This window comes from Pseudoalteromonas carrageenovora IAM 12662, from assembly GCF_900239935.1.
Classification (GTDB): Bacteria; Pseudomonadota; Gammaproteobacteria; order Enterobacterales; family Alteromonadaceae; genus Pseudoalteromonas; species Pseudoalteromonas carrageenovora.
In genome coordinates this window covers 1236592-1251560 of record NZ_LT965928.1, presented here as the reverse complement: position 1 = coordinate 1251560, position 14969 = coordinate 1236592, and the positions used below count along the sequence as shown (strand labels likewise).

The following is a 14969-nucleotide window of genomic DNA, read 5'->3' as shown; positions in this document are numbered from 1 at the left end:
GCAGACACAGTCGTGTTGGCATAGCAGTTACTTTCAGATTATTCAGGCTTTTTAAGAGGTTCTATTTTTGGGATCAGTAACCATACTGCTGCCATAGCTATAATGGCAAGAGAAGCACCAATAATAAACGCAGGAGCGTAATTGCCGTCAGCTGTTAAAATTGGTACCAGTGAAGTAAGGCCTACCGCACCCAATTTAGCTGCCATGCCAGAGAAACCAGACAATGTACCCACTGCTTTTTTGCCAAGTAAATCGCTTGGAAGAGTTTGTACGTTACCAATAGCTGTTTGAAAGCCAAATAAGATAAAAGCCATAATAAGAACAGCCGTTGTTGGACCGCCTGGGTTTGCCATTGCTAATAACGATGGCAACATAATTAAACAACCTAGGGTAATCGTAAGCTTACGTGTTTTATCTGTATTCCAACCGGCTTTTAAGCGGTTTTGCGCTAATAAACCACCAAACCACGCGCCAAACATTGCGCCAACATAAGGTACCCAACCGTATATACCAATAGATTTAACATCCATTGCATATACTTCGTTTAAGTAAATTGGTATCCAAAATACAAATAGCCACCAAATAGGATCAATCGCTGCAGAGGCAATAATTACACCCCAGCTTTGTTTACGCGATAGTAGCTCTTTAGTCGAAGGATTGTATTCTTCTTCATCTTCGCCAGTGACATCGCCATTATCATCAACACGTCTTTGACCTGTTAAAATATATTCACGCTCTTGTTCGGTGATCCACGGGTGAGCACCTGGTGGCGCTTTAACTAGGATGATCCACGGTACTAGCCATAAAAAGCCCAAAGCACCCACAAATACAAACACCATCTGCCAGCTAAAATACACGGTTAAATAGGCAATTAAAGGAATAGCAATAATGCCACCTATGGCTGCACCAGAGTTAAAAATCCCCTGTGCAAGCGCACGTTCTTTAGTAGGAAACCACTCTGCATTTCCTTTAGCAGCACCGGGCCAGTTACCCGCCTCTGCTACGCCTAAAATAGCGCGGAATATACTTAAGCTTAAAACACCTTGTGCAAAAGCATGAGCCACAGTTGCTAGCGACCACACACCAATTGACAATACAAAACCTAAGCGCGTACCCACCCAGTCGAATATTTTACCGAAAATGGCTTGACCAAATGCGTAAGCAAATACAAATACAATAGAAATGTTCGCATAGATTTGTTTACGTTCTAATGCCGATTCATCTGGAAACATTTCTTCCACAATATCAGGCCATAAAACACTAAGTGCTTGGCGGTCTATGTAGTTAATAATGGTAGCAAGTGCAATTAGCACTATAACCCACCAGCGTAAGCCTTGAATTTTCATAGGTTAATCCTCAAGAAAGTCTTCACGCGCCGGGCTAAAGGTATCAATTAAAATACCGCCAGTTGGGCAAGTAGCACCATGATCTGCAAATGGTGGAATTAGGCAGCTATCACCTGGTTTTAAAATTTTGGTTACGCCATCAATGTTAAAGTGAAACTCACCTTCAACTACATAAGTTACTTGAGAGTGTCTGTGAGCATGGTTATAACCAATAGCTCCTTTTTCAAACCAGATTTTAACGGCCATCAGCTCTTCGTTATATCCAAGCATTTGGCGTTTTAAACCGTTTCCTAAGTCTTCAATTTCGGTTTCGTTACCAAATGAAAAATGTGCGCTTTGCTTTTGCATCCTGTTTACTCCTGAGTATTCTTCAACGCATAAACGCCAAGACGGCCATTTAAGGTGAATGCTTTATTTTGATATGTGAAAGTGTGCTTGCTAGGGTTTGCTTGTGCAGCTTTATTGATCGCAACTAAATAAGATTTGCCCTTAATATCAACATTAACAAGTGTAAGCGTATCTTGTTCGCTGTAGTTAAGTGCCGTTACTCTGCTATTTGCTTCTAGCGTATATTCTTTACTTGGGTTGTACTCGCCATGCGGCTCTAAAATAGATATAAACTTATGCTGTTTAGCGCTATCTACTCGGCGAATAAAACCGTTTTCGTTACGTAAATTAAAGTGCGGGTCGTTTGCGCCTATTTGAGTAAATAGGAACGACTCATCTCCTTTAACTAAACTAGTTTGTGTATAAAAACGTCCGTTATCATTTAACCACGTTACCTTAGCTAGCCCTTGCTCAGGTTTTGCCTGTGCCTTAAGCCATAAATGCTGGTATCCGTTTTTATCACCCAATGCTGATAACTGCTTAGCGTTACCTGTTAATTCAAAACTTGTATCAATTAACTGACCTTTATAATGTAGCGGTAAATCAAGCTGATGTGCCTTATTTGCAGTTACATTAAACATATCTACAGCAATGGTACTGTCAAGCTCTGGCAGGTTAACAAGCGCTAAAGTACGCTCTAACTCAACACCTTTATAAGCTGTTTTTATTTGCCCACTTGATACTGTACCGTATTGATTGGTTTCGAAAAAATTAAGCGTTGGGTGGTTATTATTACCCACTTCAACATTTGCATTAAAGTGCGTGGTTTCATCAACAACAACGGTGTTGTGTGCAACTGTATGCTTTGCATAAGTCTCGTTTTCAGGTAAGTAACGACCACCATATTTAGCTTCTACATTTAAAAAGCGTGCAGCGCCGTAATCAGATACGATTTCATTACCATGATCGTAAAACTGCCATGTAAGCTTATCAAAATGACCATGGCCTAAACCTTGTGCGGCAGGTTTAAATAGCAATGCTTGATCGCCACCTACGTCACTGCGCATAACAACCAAAGCGCCTTGCTTACCATCGTTACCATCACCAAAAGCAACGGATTTAAATACGTATGGCTTTTCTTGGCTTTTATCCAAAGCTTGAGCAACTTTTAAGCCATCACCCGTTAAAACAATTTGATTTTGCTTTTTAGCTACATCTAAATAGCCCGCATCATTTGTTAAACCGTAAGCCGCAGTAACCCCTTGCACAAGCTCTATAGTGTCAATACCTTTACTTTTTATGGCATCGTTTATAGGAAAAAACAAACCGTTATAACTAAGCTGAATAGTCGTATCGATTGCTTTTAATAATATGCCATCGCGGTATTCAAATATCTTTCTTTGAGGTTCGTTGTTTTCAATCGCTTTAGCAAACGTTACAAATGGTAATAATGCAAAACGTTGATAGTAAGGCCCTTCATTGTAATAGCCTTGGGGAGAAAACAGCATTTCGAGCTGCTTAACAAAACCACCCTTACCCGACTTTTTTAAATCAAATAATGATTTCTCTACCCACTCTGGCTCGTCTAATACATAACCAGCCATACCAACACCAGCTGTAGCCCATGTCCCATGGTTGTGTACTTTATTAAACGTAGAAGGTTGCCCTTCAGACATAAATAATGAAACCGGGCGCAATAAATCATCTTCGATAGTTTTTATATTCGCAGCGCTTAGCGTGTCATGTACTAGGTCATATGCTTGAATAGTGTATACAAGCCACATAGCTTCATTCAGGCTTTGCCAAAAAAGTTTACCTGGGTTTTGCGATTTCACTTTACGCTTTGGATGTACATCAAGCGTTGGGTATAACTGTGCGTATGCAAGTAGCATATCGCGAACATAATTTGCGTATTTTTCATCTTTACTTAGCTGATAAATAACGCCCGCGTTGTACATCAGTTGGTAATTTTTTTTATGGCGTTCATGGGTATAACCACCACCACCATCTTTTGGAACTGGTACAGTGATAGGTTGTGCTATTTGCTCATCTACCTGCGCTTTTAATGACTCAAACGCTGTAGCAAATTGGCTCTCGCTGTTAGTGCTAATAGCTTGACGCATGTGTTGTACATCGTCGTTAGTGATTACCAAATTAGGATGCACAGCATGTGCATTTAAAGATAATAACAAGGCTGCAGTTACGCCGGCTGTTTTAAAATATGTTTTGCTTCGAGATAAATTCATCATTATTACCCCGCCTTATTTAAAACGTTATTATTTTTAATTACAGCAGTATGCGGACCCGCCACTCTTAACTCTTTCACACTTGGAGATTGAGTTGCATTAAATGTATTATTTGAAATTTCTGTTTTAGGCTCACCTACGGTGTGCTCTACTACTAATGGAGCCGATTTAATAAACTTATTGCTTTTGATATTCGTAACCTGAACACCATGTACATAAACACTCGCTTGCTCTTTATTTCGCTTACCTAAGCCTACATTGTTTAATGTGTTGTTGCTCATTTGAAGGTGAGGACCAAAAGTACTTTCATCACTGCCGCCACGATAAAGCTTAAGCAAAGCGCCATCCACATTGTCGAATGTGTTATTTTTTACAATAACGTACTCAGCATTATAAATGCCTAAGTCTTCAATTTCGGTATTTAGGCTAATTACATTACCCGTTACGTTATCGAATGTATTACTTGTTAGCACAACTTCATCAGCCATCGCGCCTTTGCCAGTAACAAAAAAGTGAAATGAATGATTAATATCTAAATGTGTGATTTTAGAGTTATGCATTTCAAAGCGGTAGTTTTCAATCATGCCCCACTTTTTAGTACGCACAACACTATTATTTATCGCATCTGGTGCATTTTCACCGGAAATACTAAGCCCATCGAGCTTTAAGCTACCGCCATCGTGAATTTCAAATAATGTAGAACGTTGAAAAGTAAGCTTAGCTTGGCCTAAATTTTTAGCTTTAATGGTGAGCGCTTTATCAATCTTAACAAGCTTAGACACATCATATTGCCCATTATCAAGCTCTAAAACATCACCTGATTGGGCGTTTTCGATAGCCGTTAATAAAGCACTTGCGCTGGCAGTTACCGTATGAGTTTTGCCTGAGTCAAACTTTACTAAAGCAGGTACTTTTGGATACCAGCTAACACCTGTATCTTCTTTTTTAAGTACTTTTAGACCTCGTTTTGCACCCGCTTTAATGTTAGTAGATTCTGGATAAAGCAAACCATTATCCGCTTTACTTAAAGCGATAGTGTGTGTTTTTACACCATAAGCTAACTCATCGAGTACTTTAGTGTTTGCAACGTTATTACTAAAAGCAATACCGCTTACATCATCAAATGTAGTAAATGGCTGCTGCTTATTTTGGTTAATAATAAGGTTATTTTTCATAACGCTATTTTTAGGTGCAGCACTTCGCTCAGCATCACTGCCGGCAGCAAGTTGTATGTGCTGAACGTTTACAAATGTATTGTTTTCAATGGTTGCGTTTTCTACTTGGTGATAACGATTTATCGATGAATTTGGTACACCGTTCATTACTGTAAAACCACTACCAAAACGGTAACCCGTTAAACCTTCTAAGTAGTTATTTTTAACAATTTGGTCTTTATTAATAACGCGAATACCACCGGTGTGATCTACCCCATTACCCAAGAAAATGTTTTCTTCAATAAGGTTACCGTTACCATGTCGAAGCGTTAACGTACCGCGCGCTTCAAAAAATACGTTATTACGAATAATATTTTTGCCTGACTTAACCGAAATAATTTCTACTTCACCGTTAGTACGCTCAAAATAATTGTTCTCTACTAATGTGTGTGAATCAGTTAATGAGTAATGGCTGGTACCAATGCGAAGAGTTTCGCCACCGTTTGAACCAAATGTAGGGCGGTAACCAAAAAAGTTATTATCAATTTTGTGGTAATTTTGCTGGCTTTGTTCTGTATTTAAACGAACTGCAACAGTAACTCCTTTATTACGCTTACCGACTAAATGACTGTGGTCAAACTGGTTGTGCTGGCCATATAACGCAACCCAGTAATCTGACTCGCGTTTGTCTGGGTTATTGTAATTATCGATTACGACTTGAGTTACGCGTGAGTTATAAGCTAATTTACTTTTATTTTTACGAAATTCAATAACCGCAGAACTTGGTGTATAGCCATTTTTGAATACTAAACCCGAAACCTCTAAGTATTTACCTGCAAGTCTTAGGTTTGATTGTCCAGATAAAATTACTTTGCCGTTTGTTTCTGCGGTTAATAAAATAGGAGAGTTTTGTGTACCTTGGCCTTCAAGTAGGATTTCGAAGTCAGACCATGTACCATTTTTAAGGATTACTTTGTCGCCTGCGACTAAGTTAGAAGAAATATCACTGAAAGCTTGCTTATCATCTACAAAATAATCTTTGGCTGCTAATTGTGTAGATATACAACCAATGAGAACTAAGCTTAGCTTTATTGTGTTAATCAAACGCATAGTTAACTCTTTATATTGTGACTCGAATTAGGCTCTATGAATATTTAAATATGTTTTTACAAAGCAGGCTAAATCTCGTCAATCGATAGTGTGTGTGTGGGCGCTTAAACTATATAGTTAAGCGCCATATGTTGAGTCTTTATTACTTATTTAATTGCTTAAAGTAATCAAAGATTTCAGGTACGTTGCCTTGACCCATGCCCGCATCAAATGCAGCTTGTAGGTTAGCTGATGAACCTTCAGCAATTTTTGATTCAGTGCCTAGGTCTTCAACCATTTGAAGGAAGTAACCTAAATCTTTGTTTGCATTAGCAATAGAAAAACCAAGGTCACTTACGTCGTCAACCGCGTAGTTTTTACAAAATTGCATAAATGGTGAGTTTGAAGGACCAGTAGACATAATGTCGAAAAGTTGCTGACGATCAACGCCTGCACGATCGGCTACTGCAAAAGCTTGTGACATTGCACATACCGTCGTCATACCCATAAAGTTATTAATTAACTTAGTAGTATGGCCTGCACCTAGTTCACCAAGGTGGAATACATTTTCGCCTTGATCTTCAAGTACTGGTTTAACTTTATTAAATGTATCAATATCGCCAGCTGCCATGATGTTTAATAGACCATCTTTAGCGTGTGCAGGTGTACGACCAAGCGGAGCATCAATCATGCCTGCGCCTTTAGCTGCTAAATCAGCACCAATTTTTTTAGTAGATGATGGAATAGAAGTACCAAAATCAACTAATACGGCGCCTTCTTTAATACCTGCTAAGATACCGTCTTCTGCGTAAACAATTTTTTCTACAACAGCTGACGTTGTAAGACAAAACATAACAATATCTGAACCTTCAGCTAGCTCTTTTGCAGTGCTTGCTGTTTTTGCGCCTCTAGCAACACATGCTGCAACCGCATCTTTGCTAAGGTCCATAACAATTAGCTCATAGCCTTTGTTTTGTAAATTTTCGGCCATATTGCCGCCCATTAAGCCTAAGCCGATGAAACCGATGACAGGTTTTGACATGAATAACTCCTAAATATGTTGGCGCATACTTTTATGAGTACGAGTAAAAGTTACTCTATAAATAAATACGCTGTGTCTTTTGTTTCAATTTGTAGAGTAGATTTTAGCTTGAGTTATTTTATTAATTAACCTGTGCAAAAATGTAACTCTGATTAATTACCAATACATTGTATTCACTCAAACCAAGCAACTTACCAATTGGTATGCAAAAACTGTATTACCATACATGTTTTTTGTCAACCAATAAGTTAACCACGTAAATATGTATATTTTGCAACCGCTTTAACATGAAAAGTAATTTTAATTAAAATACAATTACTTACACTTAATACGGAGCTTATTTTACTGGTCATTTTTTGTTAGCAATATTGTTACTTTTTTTATACCAATGGGTTGACCAATACTTACCCTTTCATTACCAAAACATATAAAACCTAGTTAACTGACTTTAAGTTTGGTCATTTAAGGTTGCTATTCTTGGTCAATTTTTATTTTAAAGATTGTATTTATGGCTCTTTTAAAACTTCGATTTATATTTAATTTAAGCACACGACTTAGATTACAAAAGCCTTTAAAAAGAATAAAATGTACGCTTATTATATTAAATAACGTGCCAGTAGGTGCGATATAACAGCCGTCACTGTTTGATGAGAATGGTTTAAATACCTCTACAGCAATTTCTGAAGCACTTTTATTTAGTAGCTACTGTTTAGTGAAGGGCTTTAAACTAAAAATAACGAGGGAATTAAAATGCGCTTATTACACACCATGTTACGTGTAGCCGACCTAGATAAGTCGATTGCTTTTTATACACAAGTATTAGGTATGCAGGAGCTACGCCGCTCTCAAAACGAGGAGTATCGTTACACTCTCGCTTTTATTGGTTATGGAAAAGAAGAAAGTAATACCGTTTTAGAGCTTACATATAATTGGGATAAGGATAGCTACGACCTAGGCAATGCTTACGGACATATAGCTATTGAATTTGATGATATTTACAAAGCATGTGATGCGATAAAAGCTGCTGGCGGTAATGTGAGTCGCGAACCAGGCCCTGTAAAAGGCGGCACAACAGAAATTGCCTTTGTTAAAGACCCTGATGGCTATTCAATTGAGCTTATTCAGAAAAAAGAAAATATGAGTGAGTTTTAATAATTTGTTTAAAAGTAAAGGTGCCCTTGGCACCTTTTACCGTAATTGACTATCTTTACTGGCACGACGATTGACGCCATTCAATTTTTTACCCTGAGCTTCGAGTTCGCTTTGGCACGAAACACAATACCTCACCCCGGGCAAAGCTAATCTTCTCGCTTGAGGGATTTTACAATCACATTCATCACAATACTCAGCACTGGCTCCAGATATTAAGTTTTGCCTTGCATATTGCACTGCATCATTGACACTCGCATCAATTTGATCTTGAATTGCGCCATCACGCGCCCAACCACTGGCCATAATTATCTCCTAAAATAGTAATAGGTTAGTTTTATGCTAGCAATGGAATGCTTTATTAGTGCTGAATAAAAAAAGCAGCTAAAAAGCTGCTTTATCATACCGATGATTCAATTTTAAAGGCTGTAGTCAACAACCTTCATACCTAATTTTTCAAGCTCTGGACGAAGTTTTTTAGCATCACCCACTACTAAATAAATCATGTCTTTAGTATTTAAATGTTTTTTAGCCAAGGCGTTAACTTCTTCTTTACTAATAGTACTAACAATCTTATTTCTTTCTTTTACAAAGCTAGGTTTTAAATCGAACTCTAATATTTGTGCCAAAAAGCCAAGTTTTGCGTTAGGCGTTTCGTATTTAAGGGCATCTTTTTGGTTAATAGCTTTACGCATAAACATAAGCTCTTCGTCTGTTACGCCATTTTTAGCGTAATTATTAAGCTCATTAGTAAACTCGGTAATAGACGCAGCAGTCGAATCAGCTCTTACTGCTGCAGAGGCTGTAAAACCACCTGATGTTTTATCACCCCAAAAACGTGAACGAGCACCATATGTATAGCCTTTATCCTCTCGAAGGTTTAAGTTAATACGGCTATTAAACGTTCCACCCAAAGCGAAGTTCATTAAATTTGCTTTAAAAAACTCACCTGTAATATCTTCAACCATATCGCGTTTACCGATACGAATTTCTGATTGCGGCGCACCGGGTTTATCTACAAGATAAATTACGTTTGTTTGAACGTTAGGCTCGGTAAAGTCTACATCAAAACTTTGGCCTTTACCTTGCCAGTTAGCAAGTGCTGATTTAACTTTTGGTTCGACAGCAGCTTCACTTAAATCTGACACTATAATGACTTGAGCGCCTTGTGGTTTAAAGTTGGCTTTATAAAAGCTTTTAACATCAGCAAGTGTAATTGCTTCTATACTTTGCACAGTGCCACTGCTAGGCAAAGAAGCTATACTGGTACCATATAGCAACTTGCTATATGTATTTGAGGCTAAATAGCCAGCATCTTTCATTGAATGTTGAATATTTTGAATGCTTTGTTGTTTGTTGCGTTCAAAATCTTCACTGTTAAATGCTGGTTTAAATAGCTTTTCTTCAACTAATTTTAAAGTTGCATCTAGATTCTTTGTTAAACTAGATACATATATATTGGTATGAGTCTTGTCTGAGTAAATACTAATTTGGCTTCCTAGCTTTTCTAGTGCATTACTCATTTGCTCCGTTGTATAGTTTTGTGTGGACTCACTCATAAGTGATGCCGTCATTGACGATAAACCCACTTTACTGCTCTGCTCGTTATAAAAGCCACCCGGTACTTTAATAAATACAGCCGTAGTGGGTGTTTCGGTGCTTTGAGTGCCTAATATTTTAATACCGTTGTCGGTCTTAGTTTGCCAAAGCGCAGGTACGTCTACAGCAGGGTTTACACCCGCTACAGGCTGAACACTTCTATCAAACGTATCAACAGCTCTTCGGGCGACTAGATCATCAGCAGAGGTTGTAGATGGGCCGCCAAAGTCATGCTTTTTAGGAGTGAAATTATCTGGAGCGGCTATAAGCTGAGTTTGCCCTTCTGGTACTACACTCATAATAACTGCTGACTTACCTTTAATGTATTGATTAAATACACGCATAACATCTGCTTTTGTCACACTGTTATAGCGTGAAATTTCAGCCTTAGTTGAGTTTGGATTGCCCGTAAATGTTTCTGATGCGGCAAGTTGAGATACCTTCCCAGATACGCTTTGTAAGCCAAATATTGCACCTGATTCTATTTTTGCTTTTACTTTGTCTAAATCATCTTGTTTAACACCGCGCTTTTCAAATTCAGTAAATGAATCACGTATAATTTTTTCCATATCAGCTAACGTTTTACCTGATGTGGGGTTTGGTAAAGCATAAATACTAATTGAGCATGATAACTCTTGGCATGGGTGATTGGCACTGGCTTGAACTGCAAGTTGAGTCTTTACTAAGTTTTTATAAAGTAATGAGTTATTGCCACCACCTAAAATTTCGGCAAGTATATCTAGTGGTGCTTCATCCTCAGAGCGAGCATAAGTCGTTGGAAAACTCATTGCCAGTAAAGGTAAATGAACTTTATCTTCCATCGATATATATCTATCTGCATCAAGTGTTACTGCTGTTTTTTCAACTTTAGGTATTTCAGGTCCTTTAGGGATTGGTCCAAAATATTTAGTTACTAGTGGCAATATTTCATTGGCACTAATGTCACCACCAATGGTAAGAGTTGCATTATTAGGACCATACCATTTTAAAAAGAATGCTTTTAAATCATTAACATTCACACGATTTAGATCGTCCATAAATCCAATAACAGGCCACGAATACGGATGTCCATCTGGGTACATTGCTTGTGCCATACGCTCACCTAAACGACCATAAGGACGATTATCGATACGTTGACCTCGTTCATTTTTTACAGTTTCTCGTTGTACTTCAAATTTTTCTTGAGTCACAGCATCTAATAAAAAGCCCATTCTGTCAGACTCTAACCACAACATCTTTTCTAACTGATTTACAGGCACTGTTTCAAAGTAATTAGTACGGTCTGAATTAGTCGTACCATTTAAAGTACCACCTGCTTCTGAGATTATTTTAAAGTGCTCTTCGTCTGCAACATTTTCAGATCCTTGAAACATCATATGCTCAAAAAAATGAGCAAAACCTGACTTACCAAGTTCTTCACGAGCAGATCCAACATGATAAGTAACATCAACGTGCACAAGTGGATCTGAATGATCTTCATGCACTATAACTGTTAGACCATTATCAAGTTTATATTTTTTATAAGGTATGTTGATATCGTTAGGATTAGCTTGAACAGATTCTATGAGTGTAACGCCTGGAATTGATACCTCTGCTACTGTATTTTTATCAATTGCTTGGGTTGAGCTATTACAAGCAGCTAACCCTGATGCTAATAATACTGCAAGTGCTATTTTTGAGAGTTTCATTTTTTAGTCCATTTTTAATTAACTCAATGAGTTTAAGGACTAAGTAGACTTACAACAAGTCGTATCGGAATGAGATTGCTATGGTTTTGTAACTAAGTGTAAACACTTAATCTTTACGAGAAGATAAAATTTAGGAGGAAATTTATGGATATCCTAATAACACTTCACTTGCGTATTGAATAAGTAAATGGCGCCTCAAAGAGATTAGTACTCTAATAACGTCGTGCATAGTAGAGTGTGGTGTCACACTGCTAATACATTACTTAAAATAAGTAAGTGGCGTCCCCAAGGGGATTCGAACCCCTGTTACCGCCGTGAAAGGGCGGTGTCCTAGGCCTCTAGACGATGGGGACACATAAATGTGTCACTAGGACAACTGAATGGTTTAACTCGTTTCAGGCGAGCTTTCTTAATAACACTACACTAACTATTAAAAAAGTAAGTGGCGTCCCCAAGGGGATTCGAACCCCTGTTACCGCCGTGAAAGGGCGGTGTCCTAGGCCTCTAGACGATGNGGACACATAANTGTGTCACTAGGACAACTGAATGGTTTAACTCGTTTCAGGCGAGCTTTCTTAATAACACTACACTAACTATTAAAAAAGTAAGTGGCGTCCCCAAGGGGATTCGAACCCCTGTTACCGCCGTGAAAGGGCGGTGTCCTAGGCCTCTAGACGATGGGGACACATAAATGTGTCACTAGGACAACTGAATGGTTTAACTCGTTTCAGGCGAGCTTTCTTAATAACACTACACTAACTATTAAAATAGTAAGTGGCGTCCCCAAGGGGATTCGAACCCCTGTTACCGCCGTGAAAGGGCGGTGTCCTAGGCCTCTAGACGATGGGGACACATAAATGTGTCACTAGGACAATTGATAAGTTAAACTCATATCATGAGTTGCTAAGGTAATGCGTAATCCACAAGTAAAGACTCGAGCTTTAATTGTTACGCTATTCTCTTGGTAAAACCACCTCTAGCTAAAGCTAGATGGCGTCCCCAAGGGGATTCGAACCCCTGTTACCGCCGTGAAAGGGCGGTGTCCTAGGCCTCTAGACGATGGGGACGCAGAAAACTGCTACCCTAGGACATTACACTAATTTTTGGTGGAGCCATGCGGGATCGAACCGCAGACCTCTTCACTGCCAGCGAAGCGCTCTCCCAGCTGAGCTATGGCCCCAACATAATCAATACTCGCTGTGATAAACACGTCGTGTATCGCTTAGTGCGGGGCGCATTCTATGCACCACCCAAAATAAAGTCAACAGTTTTTTACCTAGCTTTATTTAAATGGTTTAATTTTCAACAAACTGGCTATCAAGCGTGCTAAAAATCACAATTTAGACAAAATCTCTCATAGGGAGCTTATAATAACACCATAATCCTAAAGCCTTTTATTAAAACCTCCCTACCCCTATTAACTTCTTAAGTTGTATTATAAATAAAAGGTATACATTTATATGCAAATTAAGTTTAAGCTAATTTTTTTTAAACTTGCAGCCAAAATTAAGATCTGTTTTATCTAGAGGGCAATTTATTGGCTGGGCGAGGCTTAAGTATTTGGGGCTTCATATATAAGTAAGAACAAATAAATTTAGTAAAACTTCTGCGCCCTACTTTAATCCCTTAATTACATTTTATGTGAGCGGCACATACCTGGCATTCATTAAGTGATGCCGCTTTTTAACAATAAACACAATTTACAATTTCTGTATTGCCTAAACAGCAAGCACAACTACAAATTTAACTTTTAAAGATAAATACTCGCAAGCTACACATAAAAATATTAGAAAACTTTAGGGCGTGTTTATTTAAAGAGTTAAATTGAAACGTGTTTAACCATTTTATATAAGAGGCGTGTACTTATTAAACCTACCAGAACCATTTGTTCTCGACTTATGCTCAAAACTATAACTTGTATAAACTATAGAGTTTTTAACAAAACACGCCTAATGCATTTAAAAAATAATTGTCGCTTGTAAAGTAATACCCCATTTCACCAGTGCCTATTGCTGTTTATTTGAACGGACACTGTGAAATTGCTGGTAAAATAGACGCAACTCATATCTCGTTGTTTATAAAACCTTCATTCAGTACATTTTTATCATTCAAGTGTTGACACATTTCCAACTCTATCTATAATAGCGCCCCACAACAACGCAGCAATGTGAAGTTGTTTAGATGTGGGTGATTAGCTCAGTTGGGAGAGCATCGCCCTTACAAGGCGAGGGTCACTGGTTCAAGTCCAGTATCACCCACCACTTTTTATAAGTGTTCACATCTAATTTCTATATGAGTTGTTAGCTCAGTTTAGAAAAAGAGAGCATCACCGCTATCTACAAGTAACGGCGAGGTTCACTGGTTAAAGTCCAGTACTATTTTTAATAGTAGCGTTTAATTTATATGTGGGTGATTAGCTCAGTTGGGAGAGCATCGCCCTTACAAGGCGAGGGTCACTGGTTCAAGTCCAGTATCACCCACCACATATAAAACCTATCATTATATTAATAGTCACGTTTTAAATTGTAATATGGGTCGTTAGCTCAGTTGGGAGAGCATCGCCCTTACAAGGCGAGGGTCACTGGTTCAAGTCCAGTACGACCCACCATTCTTAGAGTGGTGCATATTACAAAAATCTAAATGAGCGGTTAGCTTAGTTAGAAAAAGAGAGCATCACCGCTATTTACAAATAACGGCGAAGTTCACTGGTTAAAGTCCAGTACTATTTATTTTAATAGTAGCGTTTAATTTTATATGTGGGTGATTAGCTCAGTTGGGAGAGCATCGCCCTTACAAGGCGAGGGTCACTGGTTCAAGTCCAGTATCACCCACCACATATAAACCTATTATTATGTTAATAGTCGTTTTTAAAATTTAATATGGGTCGTTAGCTCAGTTGGGAGAGCATCGCCCTTACAAGGCGAGGGTCACTGGTTCAAGTCCAGTACGACCCACCATTCTTAGAGTGGTGCATATTGAATATATAATTTGGGTGATTAGCTCAGTTGGGAGAGCATCGCCCTTACAAGGCGAGGGTCACTGGTTCAAGTCCAGTATCACCCACCAAATTATATTAAGCATTTAGTATATAAGTTTTAGATAAAAGTCATACCTAATTATATGTGGGTGATTAGCTCAGTTGGGAGAGCATCGCCCTTACAAGGCGAGGGTCACTGGTTCAAGTCCAGTATCACCCACCACATATAAACACTACAGAACATCTAAATAATTCCTACTATTCATTATAAAAATCCACTCGGATAATTAACCCAATTGTAAGAAAAAGAAAGCATCGCCGCCCTTTACAAATAATGGCGAGGGTCACTGGT

General features: G+C 38.5%; 8 protein-coding genes and 13 tRNA genes. 8 read left to right on the top strand and 13 right to left on the bottom strand.

Annotation, left to right across the window (positions count from 1 at the left end):
• Positions 1–38: 38 nt before the first annotated feature.
• The 5 genes from ALFOR1_RS05800 to ALFOR1_RS05780 all read right to left on the bottom strand — a co-directional run bounded on the left by ALFOR1_RS05800 (position 39) and on the right by ALFOR1_RS05780 (position 7204).
• Positions 39–1346 (bottom strand): MFS transporter, encoded by a 1308-nt coding sequence (locus ALFOR1_RS05800; protein ID WP_104642337.1) that lies wholly within the window; start codon positions 1344–1346, stop codon positions 39–41.
• A 3-nt stretch (positions 1347–1349) separates the two neighbouring features.
• Positions 1350–1694, bottom strand: a complete 345-nt coding sequence (locus tag ALFOR1_RS05795; RefSeq protein WP_024609426.1) for a cupin domain-containing protein — start codon at positions 1692–1694, stop codon at positions 1350–1352.
• A gap of 5 nt (positions 1695–1699) precedes the next feature.
• The gene (locus ALFOR1_RS05790) at positions 1700–3919 is read right to left on the bottom strand and encodes a heparinase II/III domain-containing protein (protein ID WP_104643624.1); all 2220 of its coding nucleotides are present in this window, start codon (positions 3917–3919) and stop codon (positions 1700–1702) included.
• Positions 3920–3924: 5 nt separating this feature from the next.
• Positions 3925–6183 (bottom strand): polysaccharide lyase 6 family protein, encoded by a 2259-nt coding sequence (locus tag ALFOR1_RS05785; protein ID WP_104642336.1) that lies wholly within the window; start codon positions 6181–6183, stop codon positions 3925–3927.
• A gap of 142 nt (positions 6184–6325) precedes the next feature.
• Complete coding sequence (locus ALFOR1_RS05780; RefSeq protein WP_058548090.1) at positions 6326–7204, bottom strand: NAD(P)-dependent oxidoreductase; 879 nt, start codon at positions 7202–7204, stop codon at positions 6326–6328.
• Positions 7205–7954: 750 nt separating this feature from the next.
• On the opposite strand from ALFOR1_RS05780, the gene gloA reads away from it, so the two are divergent.
• Entirely contained in the window at positions 7955–8356 is a 402-nt protein-coding gene (gene gloA / locus ALFOR1_RS05775; protein WP_058548089.1) for a lactoylglutathione lyase, read from the top strand.
• A gap of 36 nt (positions 8357–8392) precedes the next feature.
• Here the strand turns inward: gloA and ALFOR1_RS05770 are convergent, their stop codons facing one another.
• From ALFOR1_RS05770 to ALFOR1_RS05735, 8 genes are all read right to left on the bottom strand, one after another.
• On the bottom strand, positions 8393–8659 hold the full coding sequence (locus ALFOR1_RS05770) for a DksA/TraR family C4-type zinc finger protein (RefSeq protein WP_058548088.1): 267 nt from the start codon (positions 8657–8659) through the stop codon (positions 8393–8395).
• 113 nt (positions 8660–8772) lie between these two features.
• Positions 8773–11640 carry a M16 family metallopeptidase gene (locus ALFOR1_RS05765; RefSeq protein WP_104642335.1) on the bottom strand — a complete coding sequence of 956 codons (2868 nt, stop codon included), beginning with the start codon at positions 11638–11640 and terminating at the stop codon, positions 8773–8775.
• A gap of 277 nt (positions 11641–11917) precedes the next feature.
• Positions 11918–11993: transfer RNA gene (locus tag ALFOR1_RS05760), tRNA-Glu, on the bottom strand.
• Positions 11994–12083: 90 nt separating this feature from the next.
• Positions 12084–12159 (bottom strand) — tRNA-Glu (locus ALFOR1_RS05755).
• A 90-nt stretch (positions 12160–12249) separates the two neighbouring features.
• Positions 12250–12325, bottom strand: a tRNA-Glu gene (locus ALFOR1_RS05750).
• Between the two features lie 90 nt (positions 12326–12415).
• Positions 12416–12491, bottom strand: a tRNA-Glu gene (locus ALFOR1_RS05745).
• A 140-nt stretch (positions 12492–12631) separates the two neighbouring features.
• A tRNA-Glu gene (locus tag ALFOR1_RS05740) sits at positions 12632–12707 on the bottom strand.
• A 37-nt stretch (positions 12708–12744) separates the two neighbouring features.
• A tRNA-Ala gene (locus ALFOR1_RS05735) sits at positions 12745–12820 on the bottom strand.
• A gap of 1005 nt (positions 12821–13825) precedes the next feature.
• On the opposite strand from ALFOR1_RS05735, the gene ALFOR1_RS05730 reads away from it, so the two are divergent.
• The 7 genes from ALFOR1_RS05730 to ALFOR1_RS05700 all read left to right on the top strand — a co-directional run bounded on the left by ALFOR1_RS05730 (position 13826) and on the right by ALFOR1_RS05700 (position 14840).
• A tRNA-Val gene (locus tag ALFOR1_RS05730) sits at positions 13826–13901 on the top strand.
• Positions 13902–14047: 146 nt separating this feature from the next.
• Positions 14048–14123: transfer RNA gene (locus ALFOR1_RS05725), tRNA-Val, on the top strand.
• 49 nt (positions 14124–14172) lie between these two features.
• A tRNA-Val gene (locus ALFOR1_RS05720) sits at positions 14173–14248 on the top strand.
• A gap of 150 nt (positions 14249–14398) precedes the next feature.
• Positions 14399–14474: transfer RNA gene (locus ALFOR1_RS05715), tRNA-Val, on the top strand.
• A 47-nt stretch (positions 14475–14521) separates the two neighbouring features.
• A tRNA-Val gene (locus ALFOR1_RS05710) sits at positions 14522–14597 on the top strand.
• 33 nt (positions 14598–14630) lie between these two features.
• Positions 14631–14706 (top strand) — tRNA-Val (locus ALFOR1_RS05705).
• Between the two features lie 58 nt (positions 14707–14764).
• Positions 14765–14840 (top strand) — tRNA-Val (locus ALFOR1_RS05700).
• The last annotated feature ends 129 nt before the right edge of the window (positions 14841–14969 follow it).